The organism is Mucilaginibacter sp. GW821-FHT07H05 (genome assembly GCF_059418485.1).
Genome location: NZ_JBWKPY010000003.1, coordinates 473,324 through 489,103, shown reverse-complemented (window position 1 = coordinate 489,103; position 15,780 = coordinate 473,324). Strand labels below are relative to the sequence as shown.

The window sequence follows — 15,780 nt, the reverse complement described above, 5'->3', positions numbered from 1 at the left end:
ATATTGATCATGAAAATTAATATCAAAGCCATCATAGCTGTTTTAGTTATTGCAGCCATTAGCTTTAACAGCTGTAAAAAAACCGAATATTCCTTCGGCGAATTAAAAACACCATCAAGCCTGGCCTTAACGGCAACGGTAGCGGGTGTTACCACAACTACCCCTAACGGGGCGGGCACCGGCAATGTGGCTATTACCACAACCGCTACGGATGTAATTACCTACAAAATAGACTTTGGCGATGGTAATACCCAAACCGTACCATCGGGCGTTATTAATTATAAATATAATAACCCGGGTACATTTACCTATACCATTACGGTTACCGCGGTAGGTACAGGTGGGGTAACCTCAACCATCAGTAAAAAGGTTACGGTGTTTGTGGCCTATACCATCCCTGCTGATATTGTGCAGAACATGACAGGCGGTTCATCAAAAGTGTGGATCACCGATAACCTGACCCCCGGTCACGTAGGTGTCGGCCCGGCTGATGGCTTTACACCTTCATACTATGCAGCCGCGCCTAATGAACGCTCACCATGTTTGTATGATGATCAGATCACCTTCAGCAAGGATGCCAGCAATAACATCTTTATGGCCATCAACAATAACGGTCAATCGTTCTCCATCGGTGCTGCAACCGCGTTTTACGGTGCATCAGGCGGCGATGGTTGTTATGTGATAGATGTTGCAGCATCGCGTAAACTGGCCTTTATGGATGCTACATCGGCATCTACTACGGCTAATTCAACAAGGGTGCAGTTTATTGTTCCGGGCAACGGGTTAATTAACTTTGGTACCGGCGGCACTACTTACGAGATCTTATCCATTACACCAACCACCATGTTTTTACGTAACATAGGTATTGATGGCCTGTCATGGTATCAAAAATTAAAAGTTAAACCATAGTAATATGAAATATATGCGCATATCTGCCCTGATATTTTTAGTGACGGTGTTTATCAACTGCAAAAAAGGCGGTGATGATGGAGGAGGGGGCACTAACAATACGCCGCCATCAAATTTAAGCGTAAGCGCTGTAGTAAATGCCGATAACAGCGGTAACGTGACTTTTACAGCTACGGCTACCAACGCGGTTAGTTACGATTACGATTTTGGCAATGGTACCTATCAAACAGTAGCTTCCGGCGCGGTAACCTATAAGTATCCCTCGTCGGGTACTTATACGGTTAACGTCATTGCTAAAAGTTCGGGCGGGCAAACTATATCCAAATCGATGCAGGTAACGGTAACGATCACATCAGCTTATACCTGGGCCGAAGAATTTAATACCGATGGCCCGCCTGATCCCACCAAATGGGGTTATGACACAGGCGCCGGCGGCTGGGGTAACAGCGAGCTCCAATACTATACTAACCGCACTGATAATGCGGTGGTATCAAACGGTACGTTGAAAATCACCTTAAAAAAGGAAAGTTACAGTGGCAGCAATTATACATCGGCCAGGCTAACCTCCAATAACAAATTCTCATTTAAATACGGTAAGCTGGAGATCAGGGCTAAGTTACCTTCGGGCGGCGGTACCTGGCCGGCCATCTGGACGCTGGGATCGGACTTTGCTACCAACAGCTGGCCCGCCTGCGGCGAAATGGATATTATGGAACATAAGGGTAACGATTTGAACCGGATTTATGGTACGCTGCATTACCCTGGTCACTCCGGCGGTAATGGTGATGGGGCCAGTACGGTTATTTCAAATGCCAGTACCGAGTTTCATGTGTATACGCTGGAATGGAGCGCCACGGCTATCAAAATATCGGTAGATGGCAATGTGTTTAAAACGGTGGCTAATAGTACCAGTATACCGTTTAACCATACCTTCTTTGTGATTTTAAACGTGGCTATGGGTGGTACGTTTGGCGGCGCGGTTGATCCGGCCTTTACCAGCAGCGTAATGGAAATAGACTATGTAAGGTTTACCCAGTAATAGCAGCTATGTATATGAATGATCTAAAAAAAATATATAAACTGCTGTTATTGCTGTTCATCTTATTGCCCACACTGTCTATTGCACAAAAAACAACCACCGTTAAACCCACGGGTAAGGTGGTGTTTTTTGATGATTTTACCGGTAATAAATTAGACCGCAGCAAATGGAACGTAGAGGTAACCGGTATGCACGTAAATAACGAGTTACAGGCTTATGTAGATTCATCGGCTACCATATTTATGGTGAAAGGTGGAACTGCCGGAGGCGCTGCAAACGGGGCACTGGTGCTGAAGCCCAAATACGCAAAGGATTTTAAAACTAAGGATGGCCAAACCTTCGATTTTATATCGGGCAGGATAAACACCCGTGGCAAATTCGATTTTACCTACGGCACTTTTGAAGCCCGGATAAAGCTAACCCAAGGCCCCGGCTTATGGCCAGCCTGGTGGCTGCTCGGCAATGGCGGCTGGCCCGAAACAGGGGAGGTGGACATTATGGAATACGTGGGCGAAAAGGATTGGGTAAGCGCGGCAGTACACGGCCCCGGCTATAGCGGCGAAACCCCTTTTGTAAACCGGCAGTACTTTACGGCCAATAACGATGCTACACAATGGCATGTTTACGCGGTAGACTGGACACCGAACAGTCTTGATTTTAAGTATGATGGCAAGCTGATGTTCCGTGTGAACCGTAAAATGGTAGAACATTACGGTAAATGGGTGTTTGATAGCCCCAAATTCCTGATCCTGAATTATGCCTTAGGCGGCGCTTATCCTATCAAACTGAATGGTGTAAAGGCGCCTTACAATGGTATGCCGGCATCAACAGTTGACCTGGTTAAAAATAACCAGGTGCAAATGCTGGTTGATTGGGTGCGGGTAACCAAAAATGATTAACCAATTGCTTTTTGATTTTTGTTATCTGTAATAACTGGAAATCCCTGATTTAACCGGACAGCCTGGCATGAAGATGCCAGGCTTTTTTAATGCGGATGGATTTTAAAACTAAGCTAAGTGATCAGCACAGTTCAGGCTGGCTTTATTTAACAGATTTAATATATTGCAAACATATAAACCAGGTCCTGATAGGGTTGCTGACGCATAACCAACCGTCCGCCAATCAACAAAAAGCATAGTTTAATCCATTATATGGCTGCATATTGTTGCCTATAAGTTAAAACATATCCATATATGAAAAATAACAGGTACATCATTGGCGGACTGATCAGCATTTGTATGCTCGGTCTTTTTTGCGCGTTTATTACCCCGGCTTTTAAAGGTAAGCCGGCGCGTTTTGATAAAATTTTAGGGGCCGATATCTCTTTTCTGCCATCGCTGGAGGATGCAGGCCGCAAGTTTTATGATAACGGCGTGCAAAAAGATGCCATACAGATCTTAAAAGATCATGGATTTAACTACATCCGGCTCAGGATATTTAATAACCCTAAAGCCGATAGCGGCTACTCTAAAAAAGGATATTGCGACCTGGAAAACACAAAAAAGATGGCCATGCGGGTTAAAGCCGCCGGTATGGGTTTCCTGCTCGATTTCCATTACAGCGATAACTGGGCCGACCCCGGGAAGCAGTATAAGCCAGCCGCCTGGAAAAAGCTGAATTTTCAGCAATTACAGGACTCTATCCGGGCCTTTACAAAAAACACGTTGTTAGCCTTAAAGCGGCAAGGTACCCTGCCCGATATGGTGCAGGTGGGTAACGAAATTAATCACGGCATGCTGTGGCCTGATGGCCGCAATAAAAATATGGATACCCTGGCTGCTTTTGTAAGGGCCGGGATATCGGGTGTAAAGGATGCGGATAAGGCGGTTAAAATTATGCTGCATATAGCCTGCGGCGGCCAAAATGCCGAATCGAGACGGTTTTTGGATCATATGCTGAAACGCGACGTCAAGTTTGATATCATCGGCCAATCTTATTACCCCGAATGGCACGGCCCACTGGATAGCCTGAAACATAACCTGAACGATTTAACCACCCGTTATAAGCAGGATGTAATTGTGGTAGAATATTCCCAGCAAAAACAAGCCGTAAATGATATTGCTTTTAGCCTGCCCGGCAATAAAATAAAAGGTACGTTTATATGGGAACCCATTAGTTGGGGCGAGACAGCTTTTGATAAGGATGGCAAAACCAATGCCCATATTACTACTTACTCAGAGATTAGTAAGCAATATCATATTAAACAATAGCAGCAATAAGGGCAATTAGTTTAGCTAATTGCCCTTGTTTGTTTTACTTGGCTACTTTTTTAACCTTAATGGCGTTAGGGCCTTTTTGTCCCTGTTCGGTTTCAAAGCTTACTTTGTCGCCTTCCTGTATGGCTTCTTCCAGGCCGTTTACGTGTACAAAAATACTTTCCTGGGTAATCGAGTCCTTTATAAATCCAAATCCTTTAGAGTCATTAAAAAAGGCTACGGTGCCTTTCCTGAACGGATCGGGCGGTGCCATAGCTTCCTGCTTAGGTACCGCAATTTGAATGTCTTCTGTATTGATCTTCCTTTTTTTCGACGGATCGGGTGGGGTCGACGTGATATTTCCATCATCGTCGATATAAGCCATCATATCGTCAAGGCTTTTGCCCTTATCCGAATTGGCCTTGCGGTCTTCGGCTTTTTCTTTTTTGTCCTGTTGTTTTTTGAACTTCTTTTTTTCTCGTTCTTTTTTACTAAATGTTTCTACTGATCTACCCATAGTATTAATATACGTTTTATTTCTTCAATAAACAAGAAATAGTTTTTTATTTATTTAAGCCCAAAATCCTGATAAGGTACAATAATACCATTATTAAATGGATAGGGGCAATTCTATCCAAAAAGTAGTGCCTTCGCCCGGTTTTGATTCCAGCCAGATATTGCCCTTATTTTGTACCACCATATCGCGGCAAAGGATAAGTCCCAGGTGATTGCCTTTTTCGCCCTGGGTACCGGTACTGATAATGTGCTCCAGGCTAAATAATTTTTCACGGTCGGCTTCGCTGATGCCCGGCCCGGTATCATGTACCGAAATAAGGGCCACATTTTCTTTAGCTTGCGCGCTCAGGGTTATTTCATCGCCGGGGTTACAGAATTTTACACTGTTTGATAACAGGTTACGTATAACCAGGTTAATCATGTTTTGATCAGCGTGTACCATGATATCACCGGCAGCCAGGTTACTTACCTTCAGGCTTTTCTGTTCTATTTTGGTTTCCAGCAGATGGATGTTTTCGGTTATGCATTCGCTGATATTGAAATCGACAGGGTTGATCACAATACCTTCCAGCTGGCTTTTAGACCACTCCAGCAGGTTATCTAAAAATGCCCCGGTGTTCAGGATGGTTTCTTCCAGCCGGGATAGCAGCATACGGAGTTCTTCTTCCTGGATATTCCCTTCGCGATAAATGCTGAATAAGGATTGCAGGGTAACCAAAGGCCCCCGCAAATCGTGCGAAACGATGGAAAAGAATTTGTTTTTAATATCATTCAGTCTTTCCAGTTCGGCATTTTGCACGTTGGTAAGTTCCATTTGGGTGGTCACTTCCTCGTTCAGGGTTTCCAGTTCGTGGTTAATGTTCGCTATCTCTTCTTTTTGTTCCAGCAGCAGTTTGTTGGTAGCCTGTTTCTCCAGGTTGCGGCGATAAAGCATTAACAACAGCAAAATCACCGATACCAGTACCACCGATGTAATAACGATCACATTGCTATAATGGCCTATACGTTCTTTGTAATCGCTGTTTTTTAAACTGATATTCTGGTTGTCTTTGGATAGGCTGGCATTTTCGGTGCGTACCCGGCTAAACTCGGCCAGGGTAATATCTTTCAATTCTTTTTCGGATAGTATGCTGTCTTCCGTTGCTACAAAGCGTGTTTGATACTCAAAAGCTTTTGGGATGTTGTTTGTGCTTTTGTAAACCAAAACTAAATTCCGCAAGGCCAGCGCTGCCATCGATTTTGATTTCATCGCATAGCTAAGGGCTAAGTTTTGCTTAGCGTAGTCTTCGGCCTTTTTGTAATTCTTCATGGCTACGTGTACTTCCACCAACACTTTTAGTATGGCGCCTTCCTCGTACTTATCGCCCAAATCACGTACAATTTTTAACCCGGTATTTAAATGGTTAACCGCCAGATCATATTGTTTAAGGTGCATGTATACCATACCCAGGCCCCGGTTTGCCAACGCTATGCCGTTTGCGTTTTCCATTTTCTGGCGAATAGCCAGGCTGCTGTTAAAGTAGTCTAAAGCCTCTTTATCACGGCCCAGCGCCTGTGCACAATTGCCCATGCTGTACATGGCGGCGGCCATACCCGCGCTGTCCTTACTTTTGGTGTAGCTGGCCAGGCATTGGCTAAAATAGCTTTCGGCGGTTTTATATTGCGAAAGATCGTAGTAAAGGGAACCGATATTAGTATTGCACTGATCGATCCCTTTTTGAATCTGATTCTTCTTAAATACATCCAGCGCCAATGAATAATGCCTGATAGACTCGCGCGAATCATCCAGCCTGTCGTAAACCAGGCCCATATTTACCAAACTGCGGCCCATACCCATGGCAAATTTCAGTTTCTCGGCTTTGTTATAGCCAATGGAAAGGTAATACAGTGCGCTGTCGTATTTACTGCGGATAGCATAGGATGTCCCCATGTTAATATAAGCATCGGCAGCAGCTGGTTCATTGTGTATTTTTTCCGCAAACTGCTTTAACATATCAGCATAATAAAACTTTTGTTGAGGACTGGTAGGGAAAGCCGCCGATGATAATTGTTTCAGTAATTTGATCCGGGCCGTATCGGGCATATTTTGTTTTAGCTTAGCCTGTATCGAATCAAGCTTAGCGGTTTGGGCAAAGCAGGGATCAATGAAAAGTAAAAGCAGCAGAAAACCATACTGTTTAAAACATTTGATGCGCAAAAGTGTACCGTGCATGGCGTTTGGTTGTATAAGGGACGGTTGTTAATACCAATGGAAGCGCTTTATAAAACATTTTTCCATCAATAAGTAAAGATAGTTAAATCACCTTATAGATTGTATTGCAGGAGCGTGTTATTATACACTAAGTAATAAAAGAGAAAAAAAGTAACGGCTGTTTTACTAGAGGATATTAACATTATACCATATTAGTCTGTCATTAAATTGGATGGATAATAAATGTCGCCTACTTTTAAAGAATCATTTTTAGGGGTTTTAATAGTGAAATACTCTTGCCTGGAGTCTCTTAAAGTTATGATGCTATAACCGGGCTTCCAATAGCCGATGCTGAAAATCTTATATGGCTTTTGATGGTCCTTTAATGCTATCGAATTATCAATAGCCGGCCTGGTGGACATACAGCTAATAAAGGACACAGTAAAAGCAAGTAATACAAGTAATACTTTTTTCATATTTCGGGAAATTGGCTTGGTGGTTTACAGGAATAAATTTAATATTATTTAAATAAAATATATTATTTTTTTATTTAACCAATTGAAATAAAGATTGTTTTGTTATTTATTTATAAATAACGTGTTAAGAAAGCATTATGCTGATTGGGAGAGTTACAGCTGCTAAATATTAGTACTGCTATTTAAACTGAAAGAAAATACAGAGCCGCTGCCAACTTTACTTTCTACCTGTATTTTCCCCCCGTTCAATTCAATAAATTCCTTGCATAATAACAAGCCCAGACTGGTGCCTTTTTCATTTTTGGTACCGGAGGTACTAACATTGTCGATATTGAAGATTTGGCCAACCTGGTTAGGGGAAATACCAACGCCATTGTCCGTAACAGTAAGGATCACCTTGCCGGTATCTTCATCTTTTTGGGCACCTATGGTGATGGTGCCATTTACATAACTAAATTTAATGCCGTTGGATATCAGGTTGCGGATCACAAAATCAAAGTGGTCGGCATCGGCAAATACGGATATATCGCCCGCAACGGTATTGTTTATGCATATTGATTTTTTATTGGCCGAGTCGGACAGCATAACAATATTACGGTCGATAATATTCTTTACAGTAAACGTGGTTTGATTAAGCCTGATGCCCTTTATTTGCATTTCGCCCCATTTAAGCAGGTTATTAAGCGTTTCTAACGATGCTTTGCTGGTCTCTTCTAACTGTCCCAGCAGTTCTTTTCTTTGTTCGGGCGTAATATCGTCATCATCCACAAACTCCAGCAAATTAATAACCGAAACAAAAGGCGAGCGCAGATCGTGCCCCAGTACCGAGAATAATTTGTCTTTTACGTGATTTGACTCCTGCAAGCTGGCATTTGTTTTATTGAGCAGTTGGTTAAGATGCCGGGTGCGATAAAGAAAAAAGGCTACAACCAGCAAAAGAATAATGCTTACCGACATGATCAGTAATATCCCTTTCCTTTCCAGCGCCTGCTGTTTGTTGGCAAAGCTCAATTCCTGCACTTTAGCTTTTGATTGATTAAGCTCATAAGCCGATTGCAAACTGGCTATCTGCTTGCTCATGGCTTTATAAAAGTACTTATCGGCTATTGTATACTGTTGGTTTCTGGCATCTAAGGCAGCCTTATAGTTTTTTTGATAAGTATATAACCCGGCCATATTGTTAAGGCTTTCTATGGCCTGTTTATAGTCGTCTTTACTTTGGGCCAGATCGGTGGCCTGACGGTAATAAAGCAGGGCTTGTTCTACATTATCTTTTCCGTAAGTAGCAGCCAGCCCGTTAAGGGTTTGTACCTGCCTGATATAGTTATTGATCTTTCTTGATTTTGCCAGCGCGGCTTTCAGCAGTTCAATTGATTTACTTTTGTTGCCCTCCTTAGCGTATACAGATGCCAGGGTACTGATCAGGGTGATGTTTAGGCCCTGGTATTGCGGTACATTGCTGGGTGCCAAACCTTTGTTTAAATAGGCCTTAGCTTCGGCAAACCGCCCCATTTCACGGTATATGGTGCCAAAATCAACATACATGTTTAGTGTAAGGTTAGAGAATGGGAGCCGCCGGTTTAAATTTTCGGCAATGTGATAGTATTTTAAGGCCGTATCAAACTTTCCCTGCCTGGTATAAGCTTCGCCAAGTGTAAGGTTGGCTTCCATCTGGCCCAAAACATTTTTACTTTTTTCACTGATGGACAAGGCTGTTAAAAAATAACCTATCGCTTTATCATAATTGCCCTGGCGCATATCTATTACCCCCAGGCGTATGTTTTCGGTAGACATCCCCTTGGTGTTTCCCGTTTGCCGGTATAGATCCAGCGCATGCAGGTATTTTTTCCGCGAATCATCGTAACGGCCTACATTATCATCAATCATGCCTAACTGGTTAAGCATAATAGCCTGGCCATTTAGATTTTTTTGTTGATGAGCCTTCGCCAGCCCTTTCTGCGCAAAAAACACGGCCGAATCGGGCTTATCATAACGATAACGGCTCACCAGCTTGTTATAGGTTTCTATACTGGTAGTATCGGTTGTATTTGGTGCCTGGGCAAAAGTAGCAGTGCTGGTATAAGTCAACAAAATAGCCATCATCAGGATTTTCATCCTGTTAACAATTGACTTAGCGGGGGAGTGAAAAAAATAGCGGATGCTAAAAGTAGGCATTTATCTAAAAAAGTGCCCAAAGATAATATTAACCAATATATTACGTGAATTAATTTTGTTAATTTGATGTTAATTACGCGCAAATTGTAATATATCATATTGGCATTTATTTGTACAATAATATCATTAGCTTTTATATATTTGTCTTATTGACATTTAATGCCTGATGGCAATTATAAACCGGTTATACCATACTGTAATGAAAAAACTTTTTACTTACACCCTTGCGGGATTATTGTGTTTGCTTAGCTGTACCGTATTTGCACAGCAGGTTAAAAAATTAACTGTACTAACCGATAACCGGGGTCCGGCCATTCCACCTGCTATGTGGGGTATTTTTTTTGAGGATATTAACTTCTCTGCAGACGGGGGCCTGTATGCCGAACTGATCAAGAACCGGTCGTTTGAGTTTACCCAACCCCTGATGGGCTGGAAAATAAATAATAAAGATGGAGCAGGCAGCGCTTTAATTATTAACCGGGGCGAAGCTAATGCCAATAACCCGCGTTTTGCCCGTATCAACATCAAAAAAGATCAGGGCAGCTTTGCTTTATCCAACGAGGGTTTCCGCGGGATGGGTTTATTTAAGGACAAAAAATACAATTTCTCTATCCTTGTCCGTAACCTATCAGGTAATGTGAAAATGAGGATAGAAGCCGTAGGCGCTAATAACGAAAAGATAGGCGAAGGCGAACTGCAGGGCTTTAAAGGCGAATGGACTAAATATACAGCATCCTTTACCTGTAAAGCTACCGATGCCAAAGCGCGGCTGGTGCTTTATTTTGAAAAGCCCGGAACGGTAGACATTGATATGGTTTCGCTTTTCCCGCAGGATACCTACAAGGGCAGGCCTAACGGTTTACGCGCCGATCTGGCCGAAAAACTGGCCGATCTGAAACCCGGCTTTGTGCGCTTCCCCGGCGGTTGTATTGTAGAAGGGCGCGATTTGGCTAACCGCTATCAATGGAAAAAAACAGTAGGGGATATTGCCGATCGTGAACTAATTATTAACCGCTGGAATACCGAATTTGCCAACCGTTCGGCGCCCGACTATTTCCAGTCGTACGGATTAGGATTTTTTGAATACTTCCAGCTGGCCGAAGATATTGGGGCCGAATCGCTACCGATATTAAACTGCGGTATGGCCTGTCAGTACAATACCAGCGAGGTAGTACCGCTTGACCAGGTAGATACCTATATACAGGACGCGCTTGATCTGATTGAGTTTGCCAATGGCGCGGTAAGCACAAAATGGGGCGGTCTGCGCGCCGCGATGGGCCATCCTAAGCCCTTTAACCTGAAAATGCTGGGTGTGGGTAACGAACAATGGGATGTGCAATATGTGGAACGTTATAAGCTATTTGCCAAAGTATTGAAGGAAAAATATCCGGCTATCAAACTCATCACCAGTTCGGGCCCATCACCCGATGGCGATAGATTTGATTACCTGCATGCAGAGCTGACCAAAGAAAAAGCCGATTTTTTGGATGAACATTATTACCAGGCGCCCGAGTGGTTTTTCAATAACGCATCGCGCTATGACCGGTACGACCGCAACGGCCCTAAAATATTTGCCGGCGAATATGCGGCACATATTAAGGATACCAAAAACACCGATGCCGAATATAAAAACAGTTGGATAAGCGCGCTGGCCGAAGCCGCATTTATGACCGGGTTTGAACGTAATGCCGATGTGGTGCAAATGGCATCGTACGCGCCCTTATTAGCCCATGTTGATGCCTGGCAATGGCGCCCCGACCTGATATGGTTTGATAACCTGCGGTCGGTTGGGACGCCTAATTATTATGTGCAGCAAGTATTTTCTACCAACAAGGGCACCAACGTGATCCCCGTAAAAATGAATGGCGAGGTTGTGGCTGGTAAGGATAGCATTTATTCCAGCGCGTCAACAGATGCGGCCACGCGGGAGTTGATCATCAAAGTGGTCAATACATCGACCTCAGTCCAGCCGGTTGAAATTGAACTGCAGGGTAAGGCTAAACCGCAAAAAGTCTACAGCCAAACTGTATTGTCATCCACAGATAAATACGCCTATAATACACTGAATGATCCGCTTAAAGTATCTCCTAAGCAAAACGGCGGGAATGTATCGTCGGGCAAAATAGTAAGCAGTTTAGCCCCTATGTCGGTTAATGTGTTCAGGGTTAAGTATTAAAAAGCTAAATACACATAGCATCAAAAGCCTGTAATTACCGATTACAGGCTTTTGTTTTTTTGTACCCGAAGATAAAATAATACATTCAGATGCAAATCTATCACAATACTGATATGATGTACCTCGGTATATTTGATACATAAACCATCTAAAAAAACATTTTATCATGAAAAAAACTAAATTACTGCTCGTAGCGGCAATGGTATTTGCCATGTTTTCGTTTAGCTTTAATAATGCTAAAGCACAAACCACCGTTCCGGTGGCCTTAACTACCTGGTCGGGGAGTATGCCTAACTGGGCGTCAAGTACTATTTGGTGGGTTACTCTTCATAACAATACCACCAACGACGATTACTATTTTCAAACCAACTATTACCAGTTACATGATGATGGCGCTTATCATTTGGGCTATGTTACTCCCGGAACTTATACCGTCACGGTTTCTTATTATAATTATTCGGTTTGGTATGATAATTTCGACTGGTACATTAACGACCAAAGCCATGAAGGTATAAACATGTATGCTCAGACTGATTATACGCTAACATCCAATGTAGTGGTTAGCGACGATACTTTTTACCCCAATAACTACGGGCTTAATATCTACCTGTGGGCTATGTAAGCAAGGCTTGTATACTTGAGCAAGGAAGCCGTCGCGTATTTATTACGGGACGGCTTTTTTTATAATCCGTATGGGCGTGTATTTCGATAGACAAGCAATCAAATCCACATTTCTTAATTTCTTTGATCGGGATATTTGATTGAAAGTCTTTTCTTTGCATTTAATGAAACACCTGTTACGCCTGATCATTATCGTAGTGGTCGTTACCAAAACCCTATCCGCCCCGGCGCAAATACCATACACACCGCTTAGCGCCCATTCACATAACGATTACCTTCAGACTATGCCCTTCTTTCATGCCTATAAGGCAGGTTTTGGCGCTATTGAAGCCGATATTTTTATGGTGAACGGTACCTTGCTGGTTGCCCATGATGCCAAACATTTAAATCCGGTAAATACGTTTAAAAAGCTCTATCTCAACCCGATAAAAGCCGCGTTGAAAAAAGATACCAGTCGCCGCTTAACCTTGTTGATAGACCTGAAACAGGATTATTGGTACCTGATGCCCGAATTGATCATGAATTTAAAACCCTTGCGCAAATTTTGCAAAGGGCACAATCCAAATGGTAAACTGCTGGTCCTCATCAGCGGTAACCGCCCGCCCCCAAATCTGTTCAGTACCTATCCCGATTATATTTTCTTTGATGAGGACCTGCTGCACATTTACACCGCCGATGAATTGAAGAAAGTAGGGCAGGTGAGTTTGCAATTTTCGCGTTATGTAAAATGGAAAGGTGTTGGCGCTATCCCGGCTAAAGATGAGGCGCGGTTAAAGCATGTGATAGATAGTGTACATGCCCTGGGTAAGCCTATCCGTTTTTGGGATGCTCCAGATAATCCCAATGGCTGGAAGGTGCTGATGAACCTCCATGCCGATGTTATTGGTACCGATTTTATTGACGAATTATCGGCCTTTTTGAAGCAATAAATTTAATTAAGATAGCAGGGTACAGCGCATTAATCCACACATTCACGCCGTTCACCGATACATTATACTGCTATAAACAGTAAGTAATTACTTTCATCCAAGATTTAAATACTCCAATTAAAATTTAAAGAAGATGAAAAAGTTAATTACACTCTACACTATCATTACAGCGGCCCTGTTTGCTGTTATTTTAAGCGCATGTAACAAAACATCGGATGCCATTTCAACCGATACAACCAAAAGCGCCTCATCAACTGCCATAGCTACCGCTACCGGTGATATCCTCATCGCGGCGTCGGCCACCAGCAGTAGTTCAACTACTACTTCAGCTACTAAAGATTCGGTATACCTGATGCATGCCTGCCCGGCCGGCCTTCGCCCGGATACCGTTGCTTTTAGCGCTTTACCCGCGGCCATAAGCACTTATCTTACCACTAATTATTCGGGATATACCTTCCAAAAAGCATTTAAGGTAACCGATAAAGCAGGTACACTTACCGGCTATGTGGTGGCCGTTAACTATAATAGTAAGCCAGTGGGTTTAAAATTTGATGCCAGCGGCACGTTTGTACAGGTATTGGAACAACGCGAACGCCCAGACCACGACGGGGTTGGCTGGCATTTAGGCGGCCGCTTTGATAACCGTAATGGCAAGCATCCGGATACTATTGCCGTAAGCGCGTTGCCGGCGGCTATTAAAAGCTATTTCACAGCCAATTACAGTACCGATACTTTGCTGCACGCAGTGGTAACAAAAGATACCAGCTATATTGTTTTCAGTGCCAATAAGGGTTTGTTTGCTACCGCGTTCACTTCAAAACTGGTGTTCAGCAAACGGATCCAGCTTTATCCGCGGCCTATTAAAACTCCGGTGCTGCAGGCCAATCTGCCGGCTGCTATCAGTACCTATTTAACCACTACTTATGCCGGTTACGTGTTTGATAAAGCCTTTGTTGAAAAAGTAAGTGGTGCAATTACCAAATACGTTGTGCTGATAGATGCCAGCGGAACACGTTACGCCGTTCAGTTTGATGCAACCGGCACTTTTGTGAAGAGCACAACCATTAAATAAACCCAGAATACCCCTTAATCAACTATAATTAAGCATGCCCCGCCAAACTCCAGGCGGGGCTTTTTTTGTGAAAGGGTGTCATCTTGAGCCCGTCGAAGGATGGTGGCAGGCCCTCGCGCCATGGCTGGACAGGCTACCCACGATGTGTTTGTTTTTTGTTCCCGACAGCAAAGGAGCTTCCGGGTGAAAGCGGGCAGAACAATGGTGGCCTGTGCGGTTGGAAAGGGCATTAGCTTGGTGCTGAAGCGCTGGCTTGTGGGTGCGATAGCGGGGCATCAAGGTGCGGCCCTGTGGTTCTGCCCGTTTTGCAGGGCAAAGGCCATGTGCGACAAAGGAAGCATTTTTGCTGTCTTGATTTTTTGTTACTTTTTCATCAAGGAAAAAGTAATAGACCGCTGCGGTAGATTGCCAATCATAACGCAAACTTACCTGCCTACGAGATTGCCACGCTATCGCTCGCAATGACAGGCTTTTTAACGTCATTTTACCTTCGAAGTTCCGCCGGGATTATAAAACTCACCATGACATCCGAAAAAAACAACTGTTTGTTATTTATGCGGCTTCAAATTAACATGCTCGGCAGGCAGAGGAACAAAATCCGTTTCGCCGGGTACGGTGCCAAATTGTTGTGCTGCCCATTTGGCTTTGGCTTCATCAATGCGGCTATGATCGGTTGCTACAAAATTCCAGTAAATAAAGCGCTCCTCGGGGAATGCATCCCCACCAAAAAAGTAGATGGTGGTACCGGCATTCATGGTAAACTCGCACAGGCCGCTGTTTTTGGCTACCAATAGTTCTTTAGGTTCAAAAGTGGCACCTTCGCTTTCAATACTGCCTTCCAGTATGTACAGGCCAACCTCGCCGTAAAGTTCGGCGCCCAATTTTACGGTTTGCCGGGTTGCGGTTTTTAGCTCCAAAAAATAAAGCGGACTGTAAACCGGCACCGGCGATGTTTTACCGGCAATGCTGCCTGCTACAAGGGTGTAAGCAATACCATCCTGTTCCCATTTGGGCAGATCTTCTTCGTTAGCATGAAAAAATGTGGGTTCCATTTCTTCCAGCTCTTTTGGCAGGGCTACCCAAATTTGCAGGCCATGCAATGTTTTTTCGCTTTCGCGGATACGGTCGGGGGTACGTTCGCTGTGTACAATACCCCGGCCGGCGGTCATCCAGTTGACTTGTCCGGGTTTAATTTCGATGTTGGTGCCTAAACTGTCTTTATGGCAAATGTTGCCTTCAAATAAATAAGTGAGCGTTGATAAACCAATATGTGGATGCGGCGGAATATCCAGGTTTTGGCCGGCGCTTAAAACAGCCGGGCCCATATGATCTATAAAAATAAAAGGGCCAACCATCCGTTTCCCCTGGAAAGGGAGCAGGCGGCCAACCATAAAGTTACCGATGTTGCGCGGGCGCTCTTCAATAATAAGGTTAATGTTCGACATAGCTTTTCCGGTTTGGATGATGCAATATAATTCAAT

The 15,780-nt window shown here is 43.7% G+C and carries 13 protein-coding genes; 8 read left to right on the top strand and 5 right to left on the bottom strand.

Features of this window, described 5'->3' with window-relative positions; all coding sequences use genetic code 11:
- The first annotated feature begins 9 nt into the window (after positions 1–9).
- The 4 genes from AC07M6_RS09780 (at position 10) to AC07M6_RS09765 (ending at position 4,158) form a co-directional block, all read left to right on the top strand.
- Positions 10–909, top strand: coding sequence for a PKD domain-containing protein (locus tag AC07M6_RS09780; RefSeq protein WP_494888879.1), 900 nt, complete (start codon positions 10–12; stop codon positions 907–909).
- 4 nt (positions 910–913) lie between these two features.
- Entirely contained in the window at positions 914–1,948 is a 1,035-nt protein-coding gene (locus AC07M6_RS09775) for a family 16 glycosylhydrolase (RefSeq protein ID WP_494888877.1), read from the top strand.
- Positions 1,949–1,962: 14 nt separating this feature from the next.
- A complete protein-coding gene (locus tag AC07M6_RS09770; RefSeq protein WP_494888875.1) occupies positions 1,963–2,847 on the top strand; it encodes a glycoside hydrolase family 16 protein in 885 nt (294 codons plus the stop codon).
- A gap of 294 nt (positions 2,848–3,141) precedes the next feature.
- Positions 3,142–4,158: a glycoside hydrolase family 53 protein gene (locus AC07M6_RS09765; RefSeq protein ID WP_494888873.1), complete on the top strand. Its 1,017-nt coding sequence runs from the start codon at positions 3,142–3,144 to the stop codon at positions 4,156–4,158.
- Positions 4,159–4,201: 43 nt separating this feature from the next.
- On the opposite strand, the gene AC07M6_RS09760 is transcribed toward AC07M6_RS09765, so the two are convergent.
- The 4 genes from AC07M6_RS09760 to AC07M6_RS09745 all read right to left on the bottom strand — a co-directional run bounded on the left by AC07M6_RS09760 (position 4,202) and on the right by AC07M6_RS09745 (position 9,441).
- A complete protein-coding gene (locus tag AC07M6_RS09760; protein WP_494888871.1) occupies positions 4,202–4,660 on the bottom strand; it encodes a cold-shock protein in 459 nt (152 codons plus the stop codon).
- Between the two features lie 93 nt (positions 4,661–4,753).
- Positions 4,754–6,871 (bottom strand): tetratricopeptide repeat-containing sensor histidine kinase, encoded by a 2,118-nt coding sequence (locus AC07M6_RS09755; protein ID WP_494888869.1) that lies wholly within the window; start codon positions 6,869–6,871, stop codon positions 4,754–4,756.
- Between the two features lie 191 nt (positions 6,872–7,062).
- Positions 7,063–7,326: a hypothetical protein gene (locus AC07M6_RS09750; protein ID WP_494888867.1), complete on the bottom strand. Its 264-nt coding sequence runs from the start codon at positions 7,324–7,326 to the stop codon at positions 7,063–7,065.
- A gap of 162 nt (positions 7,327–7,488) precedes the next feature.
- Positions 7,489–9,441, bottom strand: a complete 1,953-nt coding sequence (locus AC07M6_RS09745) for a tetratricopeptide repeat-containing sensor histidine kinase (RefSeq protein ID WP_494888865.1) — start codon at positions 9,439–9,441, stop codon at positions 7,489–7,491.
- 259 nt (positions 9,442–9,700) lie between these two features.
- On the opposite strand from AC07M6_RS09745, the gene AC07M6_RS09740 reads away from it, so the two are divergent.
- The 4 genes from AC07M6_RS09740 (at position 9,701) to AC07M6_RS09725 (ending at position 14,299) form a co-directional block, all read left to right on the top strand.
- On the top strand, positions 9,701–11,677 hold the full coding sequence (locus AC07M6_RS09740) for an alpha-L-arabinofuranosidase family protein (protein WP_494888863.1): 1,977 nt from the start codon (positions 9,701–9,703) through the stop codon (positions 11,675–11,677).
- Between the two features lie 166 nt (positions 11,678–11,843).
- Positions 11,844–12,299, top strand: coding sequence for a carboxypeptidase-like regulatory domain-containing protein (locus AC07M6_RS09735; RefSeq protein WP_494888861.1), 456 nt, complete (start codon positions 11,844–11,846; stop codon positions 12,297–12,299).
- Between the two features lie 163 nt (positions 12,300–12,462).
- On the top strand, positions 12,463–13,227 hold the full coding sequence (locus tag AC07M6_RS09730; protein WP_494888860.1) for a PI-PLC domain-containing protein: 765 nt from the start codon (positions 12,463–12,465) through the stop codon (positions 13,225–13,227).
- A gap of 133 nt (positions 13,228–13,360) precedes the next feature.
- On the top strand, positions 13,361–14,299 hold the full coding sequence (locus AC07M6_RS09725; RefSeq protein ID WP_494888859.1) for a PepSY-like domain-containing protein: 939 nt from the start codon (positions 13,361–13,363) through the stop codon (positions 14,297–14,299).
- Positions 14,300–14,847: 548 nt separating this feature from the next.
- Here the strand turns inward: AC07M6_RS09725 and AC07M6_RS09720 are convergent.
- Positions 14,848–15,744, bottom strand: a complete 897-nt coding sequence (locus AC07M6_RS09720; protein WP_494888858.1) for a pirin family protein — start codon at positions 15,742–15,744, stop codon at positions 14,848–14,850.
- Between the last annotated feature and the right edge of the window lie 36 nt (positions 15,745–15,780).